The organism is Pedobacter frigoris (assembly GCF_005116445.1).
Lineage (GTDB): Bacteria > Bacteroidota > Bacteroidia > Sphingobacteriales > Sphingobacteriaceae > Pedobacter > Pedobacter frigoris.
In genome coordinates, this window is the sequence record NZ_SWBQ01000003.1 from 88,500 (window position 1) to 106,066 (window position 17,567).

General features: G+C 40.1%; 21 protein-coding genes. 8 read left to right on the forward strand and 13 right to left on the reverse strand.

The features are described 5' to 3' along the window. Positions 1–115 precede the first annotated feature (115 nt). Both FA047_RS11130 and FA047_RS11135 read left to right on the forward strand, forming a co-directional pair. Complete coding sequence (locus FA047_RS11130; protein ID WP_136836151.1) at positions 116–1,264, forward strand: pyridoxal phosphate-dependent aminotransferase; 1,149 nt, start codon at positions 116–118, stop codon at positions 1,262–1,264. A 29-nt stretch (positions 1,265–1,293) separates the two neighbouring features. Then, complete coding sequence (locus FA047_RS11135) at positions 1,294–2,142, forward strand: prephenate dehydrogenase (RefSeq protein WP_136836152.1); 849 nt, start codon at positions 1,294–1,296, stop codon at positions 2,140–2,142. A gap of 5 nt (positions 2,143–2,147) precedes the next feature. On the opposite strand, the gene FA047_RS11140 is transcribed toward FA047_RS11135, so the two are convergent. Beyond that, entirely contained in the window at positions 2,148–3,356 is a 1,209-nt protein-coding gene (locus tag FA047_RS11140) for an MFS transporter (protein WP_136836153.1), read from the reverse strand. Positions 3,357–3,582: 226 nt separating this feature from the next. Between FA047_RS11140 and FA047_RS11145 the strand changes: the two genes are divergently transcribed. After that, entirely contained in the window at positions 3,583–4,299 is a 717-nt protein-coding gene (locus FA047_RS11145) for a TylF/MycF/NovP-related O-methyltransferase (protein WP_136836154.1), read from the forward strand. 25 nt (positions 4,300–4,324) lie between these two features. Here FA047_RS11145 and FA047_RS11150 read toward each other — a convergent pair whose 3' ends face one another. Continuing rightward, a complete protein-coding gene (locus tag FA047_RS11150) occupies positions 4,325–5,353 on the reverse strand; it encodes a glycoside hydrolase family 18 protein (protein ID WP_136836155.1) in 1,029 nt (342 codons plus the stop codon). 32 nt (positions 5,354–5,385) lie between these two features. Then, positions 5,386–7,263 (reverse strand): gamma-glutamyltransferase family protein, encoded by a 1,878-nt coding sequence (locus FA047_RS11155; RefSeq protein ID WP_136836156.1) that lies wholly within the window; start codon positions 7,261–7,263, stop codon positions 5,386–5,388. 119 nt (positions 7,264–7,382) lie between these two features. On the opposite strand from FA047_RS11155, the gene FA047_RS11160 reads away from it, so the two are divergent. Then, on the forward strand, positions 7,383–7,628 hold the full coding sequence (locus FA047_RS11160) for a hypothetical protein (protein ID WP_136836157.1): 246 nt from the start codon (positions 7,383–7,385) through the stop codon (positions 7,626–7,628). 9 nt (positions 7,629–7,637) lie between these two features. On the opposite strand, the gene FA047_RS11165 is transcribed toward FA047_RS11160, so the two are convergent. The 3 genes from FA047_RS11165 to FA047_RS11175 all read right to left on the reverse strand — a co-directional run bounded on the left by FA047_RS11165 (position 7,638) and on the right by FA047_RS11175 (position 9,385). Further along, a complete protein-coding gene (locus tag FA047_RS11165) occupies positions 7,638–7,829 on the reverse strand; it encodes a hypothetical protein (protein ID WP_136836158.1) in 192 nt (63 codons plus the stop codon). A 96-nt stretch (positions 7,830–7,925) separates the two neighbouring features. Beyond that, positions 7,926–9,017: a GNAT family N-acetyltransferase gene (locus FA047_RS11170; protein WP_136836159.1), complete on the reverse strand. Its 1,092-nt coding sequence runs from the start codon at positions 9,015–9,017 to the stop codon at positions 7,926–7,928. After that, positions 9,014–9,385 (reverse strand): DUF2784 domain-containing protein, encoded by a 372-nt coding sequence (locus tag FA047_RS11175; protein WP_136836160.1) that lies wholly within the window; start codon positions 9,383–9,385, stop codon positions 9,014–9,016. The genes FA047_RS11170 and FA047_RS11175 overlap by 4 nt, the downstream gene beginning before the upstream one ends. Before the next feature lie 122 nt (positions 9,386–9,507). Between FA047_RS11175 and FA047_RS11180 the strand changes: the two genes are divergently transcribed. The 4 genes from FA047_RS11180 to FA047_RS11195 all read left to right on the forward strand — a co-directional run bounded on the left by FA047_RS11180 (position 9,508) and on the right by FA047_RS11195 (position 11,673). Then, positions 9,508–9,699 (forward strand): cold-shock protein, encoded by a 192-nt coding sequence (locus tag FA047_RS11180; protein ID WP_136836161.1) that lies wholly within the window; start codon positions 9,508–9,510, stop codon positions 9,697–9,699. A 109-nt stretch (positions 9,700–9,808) separates the two neighbouring features. After that, positions 9,809–10,024, forward strand: a complete 216-nt coding sequence (locus FA047_RS11185) for a hypothetical protein (RefSeq protein WP_136836162.1) — start codon at positions 9,809–9,811, stop codon at positions 10,022–10,024. Positions 10,025–10,131: 107 nt separating this feature from the next. After that, on the forward strand, positions 10,132–11,304 hold the full coding sequence (locus tag FA047_RS11190; RefSeq protein ID WP_136836163.1) for an MFS transporter: 1,173 nt from the start codon (positions 10,132–10,134) through the stop codon (positions 11,302–11,304). 159 nt (positions 11,305–11,463) lie between these two features. Further along, the gene (locus FA047_RS11195; protein WP_136836164.1) at positions 11,464–11,673 is read left to right on the forward strand and encodes a hypothetical protein; all 210 of its coding nucleotides are present in this window, start codon (positions 11,464–11,466) and stop codon (positions 11,671–11,673) included. Positions 11,674–11,692: 19 nt separating this feature from the next. Here FA047_RS11195 and FA047_RS11200 read toward each other — a convergent pair whose 3' ends face one another. The 7 genes from FA047_RS11200 to FA047_RS11230 form a co-directional block, all read right to left on the reverse strand. Continuing rightward, the gene (locus FA047_RS11200) at positions 11,693–12,085 is read right to left on the reverse strand and encodes a (deoxy)nucleoside triphosphate pyrophosphohydrolase (RefSeq protein WP_136836165.1); all 393 of its coding nucleotides are present in this window, start codon (positions 12,083–12,085) and stop codon (positions 11,693–11,695) included. Beyond that, complete coding sequence (locus FA047_RS11205) at positions 12,078–12,761, reverse strand: pseudouridine synthase (protein WP_136836166.1); 684 nt, start codon at positions 12,759–12,761, stop codon at positions 12,078–12,080. The genes FA047_RS11200 and FA047_RS11205 overlap by 8 nt, the downstream gene beginning before the upstream one ends. A 50-nt stretch (positions 12,762–12,811) precedes the next feature. Then, entirely contained in the window at positions 12,812–13,114 is a 303-nt protein-coding gene (locus FA047_RS11210) for a hypothetical protein (protein ID WP_136836167.1), read from the reverse strand. A 13-nt stretch (positions 13,115–13,127) separates the two neighbouring features. Continuing rightward, the gene (locus tag FA047_RS11215) at positions 13,128–13,331 is read right to left on the reverse strand and encodes a hypothetical protein (protein WP_136836168.1); all 204 of its coding nucleotides are present in this window, start codon (positions 13,329–13,331) and stop codon (positions 13,128–13,130) included. Positions 13,332–13,410: 79 nt separating this feature from the next. Further along, positions 13,411–15,258, reverse strand: coding sequence for a M1 family metallopeptidase (locus FA047_RS11220; protein ID WP_136836169.1), 1,848 nt, complete (start codon positions 15,256–15,258; stop codon positions 13,411–13,413). 122 nt (positions 15,259–15,380) lie between these two features. Continuing rightward, positions 15,381–16,730, reverse strand: coding sequence for a PhoH family protein (locus FA047_RS11225; protein ID WP_136836170.1), 1,350 nt, complete (start codon positions 16,728–16,730; stop codon positions 15,381–15,383). Positions 16,731–16,806: 76 nt separating this feature from the next. Then, complete coding sequence (locus FA047_RS11230; RefSeq protein ID WP_169304388.1) at positions 16,807–17,442, reverse strand: outer membrane protein; 636 nt, start codon at positions 17,440–17,442, stop codon at positions 16,807–16,809. Positions 17,443–17,567 lie beyond the last annotated feature (125 nt).

A 17,567-nucleotide genomic window follows, 5' to 3' on the forward strand; every position in this document is an offset into this window, starting at 1 on the left:
AACTTATTTCTGGGTTAATTACGAATTTCATACCGGAGTACTGAAACTGACAGGCTTAGTCAAAAGCAGGCATATGCACTGTCTTTGATCAGGCTTCGATAAACAAATTTCAAGCATGATTGCAAAAAGATTGGAGGGCATTAGTGAATACTATTTCTCCCAAAAACTAAGGGAAATTGATTCCCTGAATAAAGAAGGTAAGAACATTATAAACCTGGGTATTGGCAGTCCGGATTTGCCGCCACATCCTGAAGTAATTAAAACATTGCAGGAAGAAGCAGCAAAATCCGGTGTACACGGTTACCAGGGCTATAAAGGCATACCAGCATTGCGACTGGCTTTTGCAGATTGGTATCAGCAATGGTACCATGTAAGCCTTAATCCGGATACGGAAATATTGCCATTGCTTGGTTCGAAAGAAGGCATTATGCACATCTGCATGACCTACCTGAATGAGGGTGATGAGGCCCTCATCCCAAATCCAGGCTATCCGACTTATGGAAGTGCTGTTAAACTGGCAGGCGGAACAGCAATAAGTTACGATTTAACAGAAGAGAAAAACTGGCATCCTGACCTGGAAGTGCTATCCGCCCAGGATCTGAGCAAAGTGAAACTCATGTTTGTGAATTACCCTCATATGCCTACTGGTCAGCAAATTGAAACTGGATTCTTTGAAAATCTGATCAACTTTGCAAAAGAGCATCATATCCTTCTTGTGCATGATAATCCATATAGTTTCATATTGAATGATCATCCTGTGAGCCTACTGCAACTACCTGGTGCAAAAGAAGTAGTACTTGAATTGAATTCCCTAAGCAAATCACATAATATGGCGGGATGGCGGATCGGCATGCTTTGCGGTGCAAAAGAACGCATTGAAGAAGTACTTAGATTTAAAAGTAATATGGACAGTGGTATGTTTATGCCGCTGCAACTTGCTGCTGCAAAAGCTTTAGGACTGGGTGCCGACTGGTACAATCACATAAACGCCATTTATGCAGAGAGGCGAACCAAGGTTTATCAAATCCTTGATATGCTTAAATGTCGTTATTCGTTGAACCAGGTCGGTATGTTTGTATGGGCCAAGATTCCTGATGATTATAAAGATGGTTATGCCTTAAGTGATGAAATTCTTTATGGGTCAAATGTATTTCTCACTTCCGGCGGAATATTTGGCAGTCAGGGCAACCGTTACATCAGGATCAGTCTTTGCGGCGATATTTCCAGATTTGAACAAGCGATAGCACGCATCAGTAATAAATAAAATACAGCGTATAATAATTAAATTGAACAATGAAGATAGCGGTAGTCGGCCTCGGGCTTATTGGAGGTTCCATGGCTTTGGTATTAAAGCAAAAAGGCTTTGCCTCGAAAGTATTTGGTGTAGACAATCAGGAGGCACATACAAAGAAAGCACTGGAACTTGGAATTGTTGATGAAATAACTGATCTGAGCGGAGCAATAGCAAATAGCGATCTGATTATATTAAGTGCCCCGGTTAGTGCATGCACGGTACTATTACCACAGGTATTGGATCAAATAAACAACCAGATTGTGCTGGATACAGGTTCGACTAAAATGTCGCTCTTGGCAGCTGTGAAAGGACATGCCAAACGGGGCAGATATATAGCCTCCCACCCGATGTGGGGTACTGAATTCAGCGGACCTGAAGCTGCAACAGAAGATGCATTCGATGGTCGTGCAAACGTCATCTGTAACGCAAGTGAAAGTGATAAAGATGCACTCGAAACTGTAGAAAAGCTATATACATTACTCGGCATGTACAATGTATATATGGAAGGAAAAGACCATGATGTACACGTTGCCTATGTAAGTCACATTTCCCACATTACCTCTTTTGCCCTGGCAAACACGGTACTTGAAAAAGAAAGGGAAGAGAACACAATCTTTGAACTTGCCAGTGCTGGTTTTGAAAGCACGGTAAGGCTCGCAAAAAGTAGTCCGGCTATGTGGATGCCTATTTTTCAGCAAAATAAAGAAAACGTACTCGATGTCCTGAACGAACACATCACTCAACTTAGAAAATTCAAAGCATGTATTGAAAAAGAAAACTGGGATTATCTGTCTGAATTGATGGAAAATGCGAATAAAATCACGGATGTACTGAACCGTAAAGATTAAAAATATTAAGATTTCATATTTTTAGTCAATAAACTAAATCCATAAGCACATAGCAACAACAGGGCTGCAATTCCTGCCCAAAGCCAATTGTAGCCCAGTTGTTTCGCAACATAGAAGCCAGTAAGAGGACCTACAACCTGCGCGACTGACCAGCTTAAAGTATAGCCGGCCGCATAAAGTCCTCGGTTATACTCATTACTCCTGCTGATAACCACCGTATTGATAAAGGGCAGTACAAGCATTTCACCTATTGTAAAAACAACCATGGCAATTATGGCTACTGCCAGGTGAAGCAGCAAAGGAACACTCAACAGCAAATAGGAAACTGCAAAGAAAAAAGCACCAATAATGATGAAAAACATCGGCGGTCGTTTTTTTTCTATTTTATTGATCATCACCATTTCGAAAAGTGCTATCACGGCTCCATTTAATCCCATAATGATTCCGATAGCGAACTCATTGATGTGCCATTGCTCTTTATAGAATACCGGTACAACCCTGAACATCAAAAATGCACAAGTAATAAAAACTGTGGTAAGCAGTATAAATTTAACATAAAACAGATCTTGCCATGGTTTGGCAATCATCATTTGATTCCTGTTCTCCTTTGCCTGTTTAATAAAGCCCTTTACCCTGGGCAGTAAGAAAAAGATCGAAAGTCCGACAAGTATACTCATGCCCCCTTCAACAATAAATAGCAGCTTATAATTTATTGAGGCAATTAATCCCGCAATGCTAATTCCCACAGACCAGCCAATATTTGTAGCCAACCTGTTCAGCGAATAAGAACGCGTCGTAGTCCCCTCTTTTGCATAATTGGCAACTGCAGTAAAGTTTGCCGGCCTGAATGCATCTGAGAAAAAGCTAATGACTATAGTTAAAACACAAAGTGTAGAAAAGTGGCTTATAGTAGAAAAGAGAATAAATAATATTCCGCTAATAATAGAAGACCATATCTGTACTGGCCTGAAACCGATGATATCTGTAAGCTTCCCACCTGTTGCTGAACCTAAAATTGAACCAATACCAAACAATGTAATGATCAGACCCGCATCTACTTCTGATCGGTGCAGGCTTTGAGTCACATATAACGCCATAAAAGGCACCGCCATACTCCCACACCTATTGAACATCATTACTATGCTCAGCAGCCAGGTTTCTCTACCCAAACCACTAAATGATGTTTTATAGGTGTTAAAAATCAGTTTAAACATTGTTTGATTTCAGTGCTGCAAAATACCACAATATTTGTGTCGTTACCTAAAAAAATGGATGTCCAATCCTAATTATGAACTAAAAAAATTGAGTCCGCAGAATAATTAATAAACTAAAAGATACAACTGAAAGGATTAGTGAGTATTATTTCAGCAATATGTCTTTTTAACATATATTGTAAAACTGATTTGATTTCAAATTCTTGAAAACCGGTAACGCTACACTATGGATAATTACTTTTTAACAAAGCCACCTTACGGAAACATAAAAGCTTCCTCCTCATTTTTAAGATTTGTCAACAAAGGCCTCAGATTTTTAAAACTGGGTTACAATATCGCCCCAATTGATACTTCTGCAGACATGAATACAGTCGAACAAAGAATCAATTATTTTCATTTATTGGGCAGCGTCCTTAATAGTGAAATTCAGGGTGACGTAATAGAGCTCGGATGCTTTACCGGACAATGCGCCATGTTATTTCAAAAGGCAATCCAACTGCACCAATCTGACAAAACCCTACACCTGTATGATAGTTTTGAAGTAAAGTTTAAGGAAAAAGGTGACATCCAGGCTTTTCTGATCGATAACTTTAAAAAAGCGCAGCTTGATTTGCCTGTTCTCCATAAAGGATATTTTCAGGATACGATTCCGGGACAGCTACCTGAACAAATCGCCTTCGCTCATATAGACTGTGGTTTTGGTGGCGATAAAATGCAACACAAAGACATTGTACTGTACTGTCTGAACAGCATCTATCCAAGGATGACAAAGGGCTCTGTATGTATATTAATGGACTATTATGATCCTGAGATGAACGGTATAGGAATAGATATTAATCCGGGCGTGAAATTGGCATGTGATGAATTTCTAAAAGATAAGCCCGAGAAAATAAATGGCCTGTATGGCAACCAGTACTTTCATGCATATTTTAGGAAAGCCTGATATAGCAGCTACCCTGGTCTACAATTCACTTTTCATAAACGCCTTTATGAACCGCTTTCCTCAACACGCCATCTGGCGTATCTGCTGCATAATCCCAGTACATCGCGCCCAATAGCCCCTTGCCTAATAAATACTGACATTTTATGCCGATAGACTCTGTATCTTCATAAGAACACAGAAAATCACCTTGCGCATTTATTAAATAAGGTGCTTTGGCCTTATCATCCCACTGTCTGGTATACCCTTCCAGTTTCACAATATTCTTATAGTCAATATACCAGGCGATAGGATCTTTTCCGTGTCCGTAAAAGGGCATCCCAAGAACCAGTTTACTGGCAGGAATCCCAGCATTTAAATGAGCCGTAACGCCTTCGTCAACACTGATCGTCTTAGTATGTTCCGATCGGTAAAGTCCTGCATGATGATAAGGAGGTAGCCCCATATCATAAGTCATTACATTAACAAAATCAACAATAGGCACAATTGCTTTGAAATCTATATATTTTGCATCCGAAACAGAAGCTAGTGTCAGCAATTTCTTTTTACCTATTGTCTTCCTAATCTCAGACATCAATACCGTATAGTTTCTTGTATCCTCAGGAGAGGATGATATTCCTGCCTCCGAACTCGTTGGATATTCCCAATCGATATCAATTCCATCCAGATTGAATTCCTTAACCAAACGCCCACAATCAGCTACAAACTTAGCCCTGTTTTCAGCAGATGCTGCCATCTCACTAAACCTGCCACTTTTCCATCCACCTATAGAAAGCAGGACCTTAAGTTTAGGATATTTCAACTTCAATCCTGTGATTTCCTTTAATCTTGCCTCATTCTCAACAACTACCCCATCGAAAGTTTTGGATACATGTCCGAAAGCATAGTTGATGTGTGTCACGTATTCCGGATCCGGCATTAAATTTCCACGTGCAGTCACGTACGCGATAATAACCCTGTTGGCGGCTTTCACTTTCGGAGCTGGCTTTTGTTGCGGCTGAGCGAAACATGCAATTGTAGTAAGTAGCAGGCATAAAGCCGAATAGATGGTCTTCATAGATACTAAGCTAATAAAATTTAACATTTCTATTACCAGCCAATTCCATAATCCTCTCCGTGATTACTTGAACCGCCCCAGAGGCCTCCGTGTTTCCAGTCGAAATAAATTGCATTGATAGGCCCACTTGTACGTTCAGCAAAACTGAGTATATACCCCATCTTTTTCATTTCCGTACGCACAGCTTCCGGAGTATTACTGTTTAGTAAAAGCTGACCGGGCTTAGGTTCCCTGTCGGATGTTTTAGTACCGCCCAGTGACAGCCACAACTGATTTGAATTGATATTAGGTGCCTCAGATGCCTGCTGTACATTCATGCCGAATTCAACAATATTCAGGAAGAACTGCAGGAGATTCTGATCCTGAGTATCTCCACCCTGAACAGCAGAAGAAAGAAAAGGCTTTCCATCTTTCAACGCTAATGAAGGAGAAAGCGTAACCCTGGGTCTTTTACCAGGTTCTACAACATTAAAAGGATTAATTACAGAATCCAGTACAAAACTCTGCATCCTCTGACTCATGCCAATTCCCGTATTTCCGGCAATGCAGGCCGGCAGCCACCCTCCGCTTGGAGTAATAGAAACTACCCAACCTTCTTTATCAGCTGCCTCTACAGATGTAGTACCGCGCCACAACCTGTCCTGATATGCCTCGCTGATGGAATGATTACCCATATCATGCTTAGGCGCAAAATTACGTTTTGTGGTATCCATCTCATACCCCCTGTTCTTAAGCAAATTTATATACGGATTAGAAAGTCCCTGAAATGGGTAAGGATTGCCCGGACCTATAGTTGCATCATTTTTATCATACCTGATCAATGAAGCCCTTTGTTTCGCATACTCCTTACTCAAAAGTCCCTTAATAGGTTCTTCCGGCTTTTTATAGGGATCACCGTAATAGAAATCACGATCTGCAAACGCCAGGTTCATGGCCTGATAAATGGTATGCATATATTTAGGACTATTGAAACCCATGCTTTTCAGGTCAAAATTCTCCAATATATTCAATGCCTGGAGCATAACCGGGCCCTGAGTCCATTGCTGAAGCTTATAGACATCGATTCCTTTGTAATTCACCTTCAGAGGAGCCTCCTCAATGGGTTTCCATTTTGCCAAATCCTGCATAGTGATCAATCCACCCTGCTCCTGACATCCCCTCACAAACTCCTCTGCTATATCTCCTTTATAGAAACGGTCATAAGCAGCCATCAATGCATCTTTCCGGCTTTTGCCTTTCTTTAATGCATTTCTTTCAGCCTCAACCATTTTATTTAGTGTCTTCAAGAGATCGTTCTGCACGAAAATTTCTCCTGGTTCAGGAGCTTCCCGCTTCTCTCCCGAATGAGTCAAAAATACCTTTTTACTATATGGCCATTCTTTGATCAGTGCTTTCTGACGCTCAATATAATTGGCTGCCTGGGCTTCTATAGGATAACCTCCCGCCATTTGAATTGCCGGTGCGAGCACCTCTTCCAGACTCATAGTTCCATAATTTGCCAGCATATAAATCAATCCTCCGGGAGTCCCTGGGGTAGTTGCAGCCAAAGGCCCATATTCAGGTGGAAAATTGTAGCCCTTGCTTTTAAAGAAATCGGCTGTGGCACCTGTAGGCGCAAATCCCATGGCATTGATCGCAATCACTTTCTTTGTTTTAGGATTGTAGATCAGCACCTGGGTCTCTCCTCCCCAGCTCAATGTGTCCCACATGGTGCAAGTGGCCGCCAGCATGGCACATGCAGCGTCCACTGCATTGCCTCCTTTTTGAAAAGTAATTGCACCCGCCGTTGCAGCAAGTGGTTTACCTGTAATGGCCATCCAGTTGCGACCGTGTAATACAGGTTTCTGCGTCTGCTGACCATATAAAGATGTTGCAATAATGCCTAAAAAAAACAAACATATGTATTTCATAATCAGTTGAAAAGCTTAGTACCTTCACTACAAATTAAAGAAATAAATCAGGGATTTACTTTTACAACCTTTATAAGGATGAAATTTGTTGTAACTTTGTCGACACAAGAATTATCACCATGGCAGTATTACATAAAAAAGAAGAGAAAATAGCAGTTGTATTAAGTAAGCTTCCAAAGGATTATACCGACAAACAATTTGTAGATACTTTTATTCAGTTATATTCAAAAGACTGGGGCAAAATAAAAGCAAATTACATTAAACAATCTCAAGACAAAGAGCCTGGAACTGTAGTCACCATGCCTAAACCAGAAGTCTATCTAAAGAATATACTGAATACCTACCTTGAAAACCAGGTTAAGTAATTAAGTCAGTTAGTCGTGCTGGCTTAAAAACTCTTGTCCTTTGGGTGTTATCGCTGCCCAATGCTGGATAGAATGTCTGTTGATCATTACATACCCCATTGCTTCCAGTTCCTCATACTGTTCCTCCATTCCTCCTAAAATAGATGAACTTACCTGTTGATCAATAACTTCAAGCATTGATCTGATTTCCTGATTTTCCATAAAATTTGGTTTTTAGGTTAAGTAGCTTATAATGAGCTATGTCAATTTAACAAAAATTACAGACAATTGGTTTTCTTTTAGCAAATTAAGATTGTATTACAATCTGTATTGCATATGAAAATAGTCGCCCCCCATAAACTTCCTTTCATTTACAACCACAAATCCCAGGTTTAAATACAATTTTTTAGCCTTAGGGTTATGTGCATTCACCAGAAGACCTACATTTGTATGCCCCAGTGATCGCGCTTTTCCAATCAATGCATGAATAAGTTTTTTTGCAATCCCTTTTCCTTGTTGGTCAGGTGCCACACTCAGACTGTCTATATAATACTCTCCTTTCTGGGTTTCAGATTCAGGATCCAGAACTATTCCTGATTCCGTTCGGATGTAATCCAGAAATGGTTTGCGCAACGATTCAAGATCGGCTCCATCATAACCACAGATCATCCCGCATACACCGTCTTTATCCTGATAGACCAACACATGCTCATAGCTATACTGATTTCCTCTAAGTCCGGCGAAATGCTGAAACAAAGGGATTGCGCCAAGCGGTTCTGCAGCTCCGGAAAATTGTAAAGCAAGATCATCCATAGCCGCGATAATGAGTTGGGCAATTTTTGGAGCATCTCCTGATAATGCCTGCCTGATACTGTTTTGTTTATTCCAATCTCCCTTTGTGATTTCAAACCAATCGCAAGGAATCCCCTCGTGATCCAATTGTGCTGTAATTTTAAGTCCAGTCTTTAAGAGTGCATTTCTGGAAGCCGCATTTTCTACACTAGCCATCGCGTAAACCGCATCGAGGTTCAATTCTTCAAATGCATATTTCACAGAAGCCCTGGCTGACTCCGTAGCATAACCCCTTCCCCAGAATTTACGCAGCAACCGGTACCCAACCTCGTAGAAACCTGTATGACCTATCACTGTATCCGTTCGGTATTTTAAACCTCCCCAACCTACAAATTCGCTTGTAGCCTTATCAACTATTGCCCACCTCCCTATTCCGTAGTCGATATATTGCTTTCTTATGAAACTGATATAATCTTCAACTTGTGTGATGGTCTTGACCGGATTCTTACCCAAATACCTATGTACTTCAGGATCTGAGTCCATTTCAAACATTGCAGGAGCATCTTCCATTACAATTTCCCTCAATATAATACGATCTGTTTCTGCAAATACCTTCATTGTTTCTGTTTCCTGTTAAAAAAGTTCAAGTATACTGACAAAGATATAGCAGACAAAAAACTGATTACGGTTATTGCATCAATAACATCAGAAGAAATGTCCAGGCCGCTGATTTTATCTGCGTAATATTTTACAAATGAATTCGGAAGATTGGTTTCTCCAAGGCTTTCTTTAATTGTCCACTGCCAGTCCGTGATGGGACAATACCCTATCCCAAACCAAATACCTAGTATAAACCAACACCCCAATGTTATCCCCGCAACTATCAGATGCAATCTCCTTGTAGGTCTCCATATCCATGCAAAAAGATTAAATCCGATGATAATCAGATGTAAAAAAGTAAATAAAAGATCCAGCAAATGATTCATAAATTGGGTTTTATACAGGTGTAATAAAGGTTTACAAACCTAATACTAATAAGCAAAATAAATATATTACTGATTTTCAATAAATTAATTGTACATTTGTATATAATTTAATTTACAATATAATGCAACAAGGAACAGTAAAGTTTTTCAATGAGACAAAAGGTTTTGGATTTATCATCCCAGCTAATGGTGATGCTGAAATTTTTGTACACACTTCAGGCTTAATCGATAGCATTCGTGAGAATGATTCAGTAAGCTATGACGTTGAGCAAGGTAAAAAAGGCTTAAACGCAATTAATGTTAAGATCAGTTAATTAAACTCATTTTATAAATTAATAAGCATCCCCTCAAAAGGATGCTTTTTTTATTTCAAAACATTCATATCCAAGCGTTGTTATTTAACCGAACCTAAATCACAACATTATGAACAGAAGCATCGCATTGGTTATGATTGTCCTTGGCATCTTAATGCTTGTCTGGACAGGCTTTACTTATACCAAAAAAGAAAAAGTAGTTGATGCCGGTCCTATCCAGATCTCGGCAGATAAAGAAAAAAGCGTAAACTGGCCTCCATATGTAGGTGGTATCATTCTTGTCGCTGGTGTCGTGATACTAATAGGCTCTAAAAAAGCGACCTGATTTTATTTTATAAAATCAACATCTGTAACCTCATATGACTTCTGTCTAACAAGCAGCTCTATTGTTTTGGTTATATTTGCAACATCATTTGCAATACCTCCCAGTTCATGTTAAAACCTGCTGATACCATTTACACCTTACAATTCGGGCTAGTCTGTCTAAGTTCATTCCTCTTTTCGGCAAGTTTCAACATGCTAATTCCCGAACTGCCTGCCTATTTGAGCAAAATGGGAGGTGCAGAATACAAAGGGCTGATCATCGCACTTTTCACACTTACCGCAGGTATTTCAAGACCCTTCAGCGGGAAACTTACAGATACTATAGGTCGCATACCTGTAATGGCAGTTGGTTCTATCGTATGTTTTCTTTGCGGATTTCTTTATCCTCTACTGACTACAGTTGCAGGCTTTCTTTTCCTTAGGTTGATCCATGGGTTCTCTACAGGCTTTAAACCTACGGCCACAGCGGCTTATGTGGCCGATCTTGTTCCTGCCGGAAAATGGGGAGAAGCTATGGGTGTTCATGGGGTTTGTTTTAGTACCGGACTTGCTATAGGTCCAGCCATCGGGAGTACCATTACCGATCACTATTCCATAAATATACTTTTTTACTGTTCTTCCATCTTCGCATTGTTATCAATCGTCATCCTGGCCAATATGAAAGAGACCCTGCCAGATAAACAAAAGTTCCATCCCACTCATTTAAAGATCAATAGAAAAGACATCATAGAATGGAGAGTAATGCCAGCTGTCATCATTATTTTTCTGAGCTACATTAGCTATGGGGCCATCCTTACTGTGATATCAGATTGGAGTGCACATCTTGGCACCAGCAACAAAGGCTTATTCTTTATGGTTTTTACGCTCACCTCACTACTCATCCGATTTGTAGCAGGAAAAGCATCAGACAATTACGGAAGACCGCTGATCCTAAAAATCTCCCTCTTCCTGCTGGCTATTTCGATGGCTGCAATTGCACTTGCAAGTTCTTCTTTAATGCTCATGCTTGCATCAGCTCTTTATGGCGTGGCGACCGGAATGTTATCACCTACAGCTACAGCATGGACAGTCGATCTCAGCGAGCCTAAACAAAGAGGAAAAGCTATGGCAACCATGTACATTGCGTTAGAAGCGGGAATTGGTTTAGGGGCCTTACTTGCCGGATGGTTATTCATTGATGATATATTGATGATACCCGTGACCTTTTATTACTGTACAGGCATTACCCTCGTAGCTTTAGTTTATCTGCAGTTTTTTTATAAAGCAAAACCATCAATTTAAAGAGGCGATACACTGCTGATTTTTTTACCGATTGTTTTTCGCCATTCACCGCTCTTTTACTTAAAGCAGCCTTTATGCTATAGAAATGCTTACTAAAATCAGGCAACTTTAGTAAAAATTAATACTACAGATTTCTATAACAACTAAAAAAGTAAAGCGATGAATATGGTTATTTTTAAAACTTCCGTAGAGGGCAATAAAGACCTGATCAATATTGCTCCTTTGTTTAATCTTCTATTTGGAGAGAAAAACTGGTTATTTGCCTTCGAAGAACGCATCCTTAGAATATTTACCTCAGTACCTTGCGCTGATGTGGTAAACCACGTTTTAAAAGAAAAGGGATTTCAGTGCGAACAAATGGCATATTAGGTTATCACCGCAGAAGTTTTCAATTCCTGGTACTCAAAAACTCCCGGACTATAGGAATATCTGCAGCCGCCCAATCCAAATCCAGTAAAGACTGATCTATACTTCGCCAGCTGGAGGATGCATGTTCCCTCAGTATCAGATTACCAGACTTGATATAACAAACAAAAGGAATTAAACGGATAGAAAATTCGGAATAATGATAAATCACTGGAGATAAGGATGACACAATTTCTATTTCCAGGTTCAACTCCTCTTTTACCTCCCGCAGCAAGCATTGTTCAGCAGACTCACCTGTTTCTATTTTTCCACCAGGAAATTCAAACTTCAAAGGCAGCTTCATATCAGCACTCCGCTGTGTCACCAGCACATGCCCTTCTTCGTTCGTAATTATCGCACAGGTTACCTCAATCATCCCAGCCCATTAGTTGTTTTACGCGCCTGAACTCGTCCTGCACTTCAGCTTTCAAATGGATGTTTTCACCAGTTACAGGATGTTTAAACCGCAATTCTGAAGCATGAAGCAACATAGTGGTCATCTCCCATTGTTCTTTAAAAAACTTATTTTGCTTATTGCATCCATGTTTTCGGTCGCCTATAATCGGATAAAAAATATGCGCAAAATGCTTTCTCAGCTGATGCATCCGACCTGTTGTAGGTGTTGCTTCCACCAGTGAATATCTTGAAGTCGGGTGCTTACCAAACGCGACGTCTATCTCAGCACGCTTTAGCGTCACAAAAGCAGTAAAAGCATCTTGAATTGTACCATTTTCTTTAGCCAGCGGATAATCTATCTCTAAACTATCCGGCGCATATCCCCTCAGGATAGCCAGGTATTTTTTTACCACCTCGCCATTTTGAAATTGCTGATGCATGGCTATTTCCACATCCTTTTCAAAAGCAAAAAGCAATAAACCACCGGTTTTTCGATCCAAACGGTGAACCGGACTCACATGCCTGTTTACCTGATCTCTCAAAAGCTGCAATGCAAATTCTTTGGCATCATTGGCGATAGATGAACGGTGAACCAGTAAACCATGAGGTTTATTAATTGCAATCAAATGATCGTCCTGGTATACGATTTCAAGCATGTTTATTTTTTTCGCAAAGATAGCTTAAAAAATCAATCCCGCTCTTAATTTTACTCTGCAACAGCAGTCACATCAATAAATTCAGGACCGTTTTCAACGGGATATCCAGCCACCTTTGCCCCTTTGATCTTTACGTTTTTGTTGAGGTATTTATTCAGGTCCAGCTTACTTTTTAAGGCATAAGTCTTCTCTCCAGATACTAGCTTATGAGTTCCATACTGAAATGTAGTCATTCCCATTTCTTCAAGTTTACCGCTCAGTTCTACCAGGTTTGCACTACTACTGGCTTGTTTAGTACTGCTGCATCCTACCGCGGCAAGACCAAGCATCAATAAAATAAATATCTTTTTCATGAGTATTCCGTAATTAACTTGCTATAGGGATTTTGTTTTTTGACACAACCATTACAATCAGTGAGCGTTCTCCATCTTTAAAGTTAATGACAAAATTCTTATTTTCATTACTTTGAATCAGCTTGGTAAGCTTAGGAAACATCACCGCAAGGTTTTCTACCTGCGTCATATCATCACTGTCAATCACTAAAAACTTGGAGTCGGTTGAGTTCATCATCACGTTAAATTGTTGGTAAGTCTATGTCAATCAGACGTACCAACACTTCAAAACGCTACAATAAATCTGAAATATTTTTTCAGTTTAACAGCTCATCTATAGTCTGATAAGTCAAAGGATGATAATTAGGCCTTGCCTCCTTATAGATTGCCCTGGCTCTTTTAGCACCCTCCGGTGTAGTGAGCATTTCCTTATATAAAGGAATAATATGCCACATGCGTCCATTTTCCAGCAAATAAGCCTTAATTCTTGCATCTGCATCAGTATATTGATGCTTTATAGCGAGCGTATACCAGCTCCGCTGAATATCCGTATTTTCAGATCCTGTAAAATTAAACTCCTTATCTAAATCAGCCATTTTAGCAGCAGTCAGGTCAGCGGGTAGCTGACTGATGAAATACTTCTTCTCATTGCTGGATGCAATCTCTTTACTTAGCCCCTTTACAGAACCTGTCTTTTTCCAGTCGGCAATCAGTCCGTCTATCACTTTAAATCGCTCCGAACCTACTGCGACCACATTTGAAGGAATACCAGGGCCATATACCCAATCTTTTATTCTTATTTTCTTTTCCAGTTCAGCATTGCCTTTGATCAGGTTGTTATCCAGATCTGCCAAAAACTCTTCTGTAGATAATGAATGAAAAGCATGGCTATCAAAATAGTTTCTCAAAAAAGCATCAAATTTTGTTCGTCCTACTGCCTCTTCTATGGTGCGTAAGAAGAAATATCCCTTTTCATAAGCAATATCATTCGTTCCCTCATCAGGACTGCGATCCGTATAATTTGTTTTCAGATGCGTATCCTTATGATCAGCACCCATATCCTCTACCGCAGCTTCCAATGCTTGTTTTGCAAATACCTCCTGCATAGCAGCTTCATTCTTACCGAAAATCTCTTCGTCAATCCGGCGTTCAAAATAGTTGGTAAAACCTTCATTCAGCCAGAAATCATTCCATGTACGGTTGGTTACCAGGTTTCCACTCCAGCTATGTGCCAGTTCATGACAGATAATGCTCACCAACGACCTGTCGCCCGCCAGCACTGTAGGTGTAATGAAAGTCAGGTTGGGATTTTCCATTCCGCCAAACGGAAAACTCGGAGGAAGCACCAGCAAATCATACCTGCCCCATCTGTAAGGGCCATATAGCTTTTCAGCAGCATGCACCATTTTGCCCATATCTGCAAACTCATATACCGCCTTATCCAGTACCGAAGGTTCTGCATAAATTCCAGTACGACCATCAACAGCTTTAAATGCAATATCACCAACAGCAAGCGCCAGTAGATACGAAGGTATCGGATGAACTTGTTTAAATTCATATATACCGGTTTCATTCCTTAGCTCAGGATTTTCAGCACTCATTAGCGCCAATAGCTCTTTAGGCACAGATACTTTCGCATTGTAAGTAAACCTGATGCCTGGACTATCCTGACAAGGAACCCAGCTTCTGGCAGCGATACTTTGCGATTGAGTAAATAAGTAAGGGTGTTTTTTGCCAGCCGTTTGCTGAGGATTCAGCCATTGTAAAGCACTGGCTTCCTTACCGGTTTTATAATAAATATTTACCTGTTTGGTTTCGGGAGTGATGGCAACCTGTAGTGAAGTGCCCAGGTATCTCTTTTCCGGTCCAGTCTTATAGGTCGTTTCTTTCTCTTCCTTACCAAGTGTAACCTTCTCTATATCCAACCCACTGTTATCAAAAACAATCTCGTCAGCGCCGGTCTTATTCTCTATTGTCCATACCGCCTTACCAGCAATTTGCTGGTTTTCAAAATCTACTTTAATGTCCAGATCCAGATGCCTTACTATAGCTTCGGAAGGATTTGAGAATGAATGAGGGTCGTTGTTTTGCCCATCTTCAGACTGGGTTTTCTGTTTGCAGGATAAGATCATTAAAACCGGGATAAAGTAGAGTAGTTTTTTCATAAGGATAATAAGCTTTCCAACAAAAGTAAAGAAAAACCGGCTATGATGATTTTATTGACTTTCTGAATTTTTTCGATTAGAAAGTGCGCAAAAACATTACTTTGAATCTACATCCAAAAAGATCACAACAGATCATTAGCCAGATTGGCCAGTTCGCTCCGCTCGCCCTTATCCAAAGTGATATGCGCGTATAAAGAATGGTTTTTAGCATTCTCTATCAAATAAGACAATCCGTTGCTTTCCGCGTCTAGATAAGGTGTATCTATCTGATAAATATCGCCCGTAAATACAATCTTAGTGTCCTCACCTGCTCTTGAGATAATGGTTTTGACCTCATGTGGGGTCAGGTTTTGCGCCTCATCGACAATAAAGAAAATCTTAGTCAGCGTCCTTCCCCTGATGTAAGCAAGCGGGGCGATCACAATCTTCTCCGTTTTCACAAAATCATCTATCCTGGCCTGCATCTTTGGATCATCATTGTATTGCTCTTTGATGAACCTCAGGTTATCCCATATCGGTGCCATATAGGGATCTATTTTAGATTTGATATCGCCGGGCAGAAAACCAATATCCTTATTGCTCAATGCCACAATAGGCCGCGTAACATAGATCTGCCGGTAATCCTTGCGCTGTTCCAACGCACTGGCAATGGCAAGCAGAGTCTTCCCCGTACCCGCCTTGCCCTGTATGGTCACCAGCTTTACATCTGGATTTAACAAAGCATGTATCGCAAAGGATTGCTCATGGTTTCTTGGGGAAATACTAAAGATATTTTTTGGCTTTACGGAAACCACACGCTCCGACTGAAAATCATACCAGCCAGTCGTAGTCTTGCGGTTATTCTTCAGAATGCAAAAATGGTTACCTGATTTGTTGGACAAGTTGAGCTCGGCGGCGCTAATGCTTCCCTCTGTTTTTAATGCGAGAAATAGGTCTTCGGGAACTTTATTCAGAATGGTTTTCCCGGTATATAGCTCATCCAGGTTTTTTACCTTACCTGTTTCATAATCTTCTGCATTTAAGTCTAGAGATTTGGCTTTCAGTCGAAGACAAATATCCTTTGATACCAAAACTACTTTCTTTTGAGGAAATTCCTGTTTCAGACTCAAGGCTGCGTTCAATATCCTATGATCCATCTTCCCTGTACCAAAAATAGTCTCAGCATCCAAATGATCAGCTTGGCTATCCATCACCACCTTAAACCTGCCACTCTTACTGCCATTAAGTGGGATCCATTTGTTCATGATTTTTTCTCCTGAAGCTTTATCCATCAATCTGATGAAACTTCTGGCCTCGGCATTGCGGGTCTCGTTGCCGCTTTTCATGTTGTCCAGTTCTTCCAATACCTGAATAGGAATGGCAACATCATGCTCCTGAAAACTATGAAAAGCATTATGGTCATATAAAATAACGGAGGTATCTAATACGAAAATTTTCTGCTGCTGGAATGGTTGCTTTACGGACTTGCTCATGATAATATAAAAATAAGCAATACAAACAAAAAAGCACCCCTGTTGGAGTGCTTTTTTGTTTGTATTATACGTCGTGTTAGAACATGAAATAAACTTTAAATCCCAATTCATCAAATAGACCACCGCTTTTTAGATCAAAAGATGTGTTCTTATATGAAGCTGAAGACCCTGAAACTGCAGTTTGAGATTGTTTAGTGTAATTTGCACCAGCTGATAGTAATGTGGTCTCTAAAGCCCAATGTCTCGAAACAAACCAGGAAAGTCCTCCAATTGCATTAAGTCCGAAGGCGTCACCAGTGATTTCAGGTCTATCGGTCGCATTATTAAGATACTCCTGTTTTGATTTACCATAACTTCCCCTACCGCCTGCAAAAGCATAGAATTTTCCTGTTAACGGAAAATATTGCTGGTAACTTAAACCAATCCCATAAATTTTGGCCTCATTATAATTGTCGTTTTCGACAAGGCCTTGTTTACTTTGCCCATAAGAAAAATCCACACTCAACTTGGTATTGTCTTTTATAAAAAAGCCATAATTGAGGTTAAAAGATGAAATTTTATTGGTGTTTTCAGAAATAACGCCATTCTCGGCAGTGACATACTTCGATGTTGAAGTATTTACCCCTAACCCTAAAGCACTTGTTCCTTTTGTCTGAGCGTATCCACAAACGGATAGCAATACCGCCGCAGCAGTAAATAATTGTTTTTTCATATGTGTTTTATTTGTGTGTGGCCTAAATATAAACACATTCATTCTCAAAAAGCAATATTTAATATTTCCCTTTGTAACATAATTAAGACTGATGATAGGAAAATTATCTGCAAACGTAATTTAAA

What these genes read in the sequence shown, in the direction of transcription:
- FA047_RS11130 (WP_136836151.1), top strand. Translation starts at nt 116, where the DNA reads ATGATTGCAAAAAGATTGGAGGGCATTAGTGAATACTATTTCTCCCAA.
- FA047_RS11135 (WP_136836152.1), top strand. Translation starts at nt 1,294, where the DNA reads ATGAAGATAGCGGTAGTCGGCCTCGGGCTTATTGGAGGTTCCATGGCT.
- FA047_RS11140 (WP_136836153.1), bottom strand. Translation starts at nt 3,356, where the DNA reads ATGTTTAAACTGATTTTTAACACCTATAAAACATCATTTAGTGGTTTG.
- FA047_RS11145 (WP_136836154.1), top strand. Translation starts at nt 3,583, where the DNA reads ATGGATAATTACTTTTTAACAAAGCCACCTTACGGAAACATAAAAGCT.
- FA047_RS11150 (WP_136836155.1), bottom strand. Translation starts at nt 5,353, where the DNA reads ATGAAGACCATCTATTCGGCTTTATGCCTGCTACTTACTACAATTGCA.
- FA047_RS11155 (WP_136836156.1), bottom strand. Translation starts at nt 7,263, where the DNA reads ATGAAATACATATGTTTGTTTTTTTTAGGCATTATTGCAACATCTTTA.
- FA047_RS11160 (WP_136836157.1), top strand. Translation starts at nt 7,383, where the DNA reads ATGGCAGTATTACATAAAAAAGAAGAGAAAATAGCAGTTGTATTAAGT.
- FA047_RS11165 (WP_136836158.1), bottom strand. Translation starts at nt 7,829, where the DNA reads ATGGAAAATCAGGAAATCAGATCAATGCTTGAAGTTATTGATCAACAG.
- FA047_RS11170 (WP_136836159.1), bottom strand. Translation starts at nt 9,017, where the DNA reads ATGAAGGTATTTGCAGAAACAGATCGTATTATATTGAGGGAAATTGTA.
- FA047_RS11175 (WP_136836160.1), bottom strand. Translation starts at nt 9,385, where the DNA reads ATGAATCATTTGCTGGATCTTTTATTTACTTTTTTACATCTGATTATC.
- FA047_RS11180 (WP_136836161.1), top strand. Translation starts at nt 9,508, where the DNA reads ATGCAACAAGGAACAGTAAAGTTTTTCAATGAGACAAAAGGTTTTGGA.
- FA047_RS11185 (WP_136836162.1), top strand. Translation starts at nt 9,809, where the DNA reads ATGAACAGAAGCATCGCATTGGTTATGATTGTCCTTGGCATCTTAATG.
- FA047_RS11190 (WP_136836163.1), top strand. Translation starts at nt 10,132, where the DNA reads ATGTTAAAACCTGCTGATACCATTTACACCTTACAATTCGGGCTAGTC.
- FA047_RS11195 (WP_136836164.1), top strand. Translation starts at nt 11,464, where the DNA reads ATGAATATGGTTATTTTTAAAACTTCCGTAGAGGGCAATAAAGACCTG.
- FA047_RS11200 (WP_136836165.1), bottom strand. Translation starts at nt 12,085, where the DNA reads ATGATTGAGGTAACCTGTGCGATAATTACGAACGAAGAAGGGCATGTG.
- FA047_RS11205 (WP_136836166.1), bottom strand. Translation starts at nt 12,761, where the DNA reads ATGCTTGAAATCGTATACCAGGACGATCATTTGATTGCAATTAATAAA.
- FA047_RS11210 (WP_136836167.1), bottom strand. Translation starts at nt 13,114, where the DNA reads ATGAAAAAGATATTTATTTTATTGATGCTTGGTCTTGCCGCGGTAGGA.
- FA047_RS11215 (WP_136836168.1), bottom strand. Translation starts at nt 13,331, where the DNA reads ATGATGAACTCAACCGACTCCAAGTTTTTAGTGATTGACAGTGATGAT.
- FA047_RS11220 (WP_136836169.1), bottom strand. Translation starts at nt 15,258, where the DNA reads ATGAAAAAACTACTCTACTTTATCCCGGTTTTAATGATCTTATCCTGC.
- FA047_RS11225 (WP_136836170.1), bottom strand. Translation starts at nt 16,730, where the DNA reads ATGAGCAAGTCCGTAAAGCAACCATTCCAGCAGCAGAAAATTTTCGTA.
- FA047_RS11230 (WP_169304388.1), bottom strand. Translation starts at nt 17,442, where the DNA reads ATGAAAAAACAATTATTTACTGCTGCGGCGGTATTGCTATCCGTTTGT.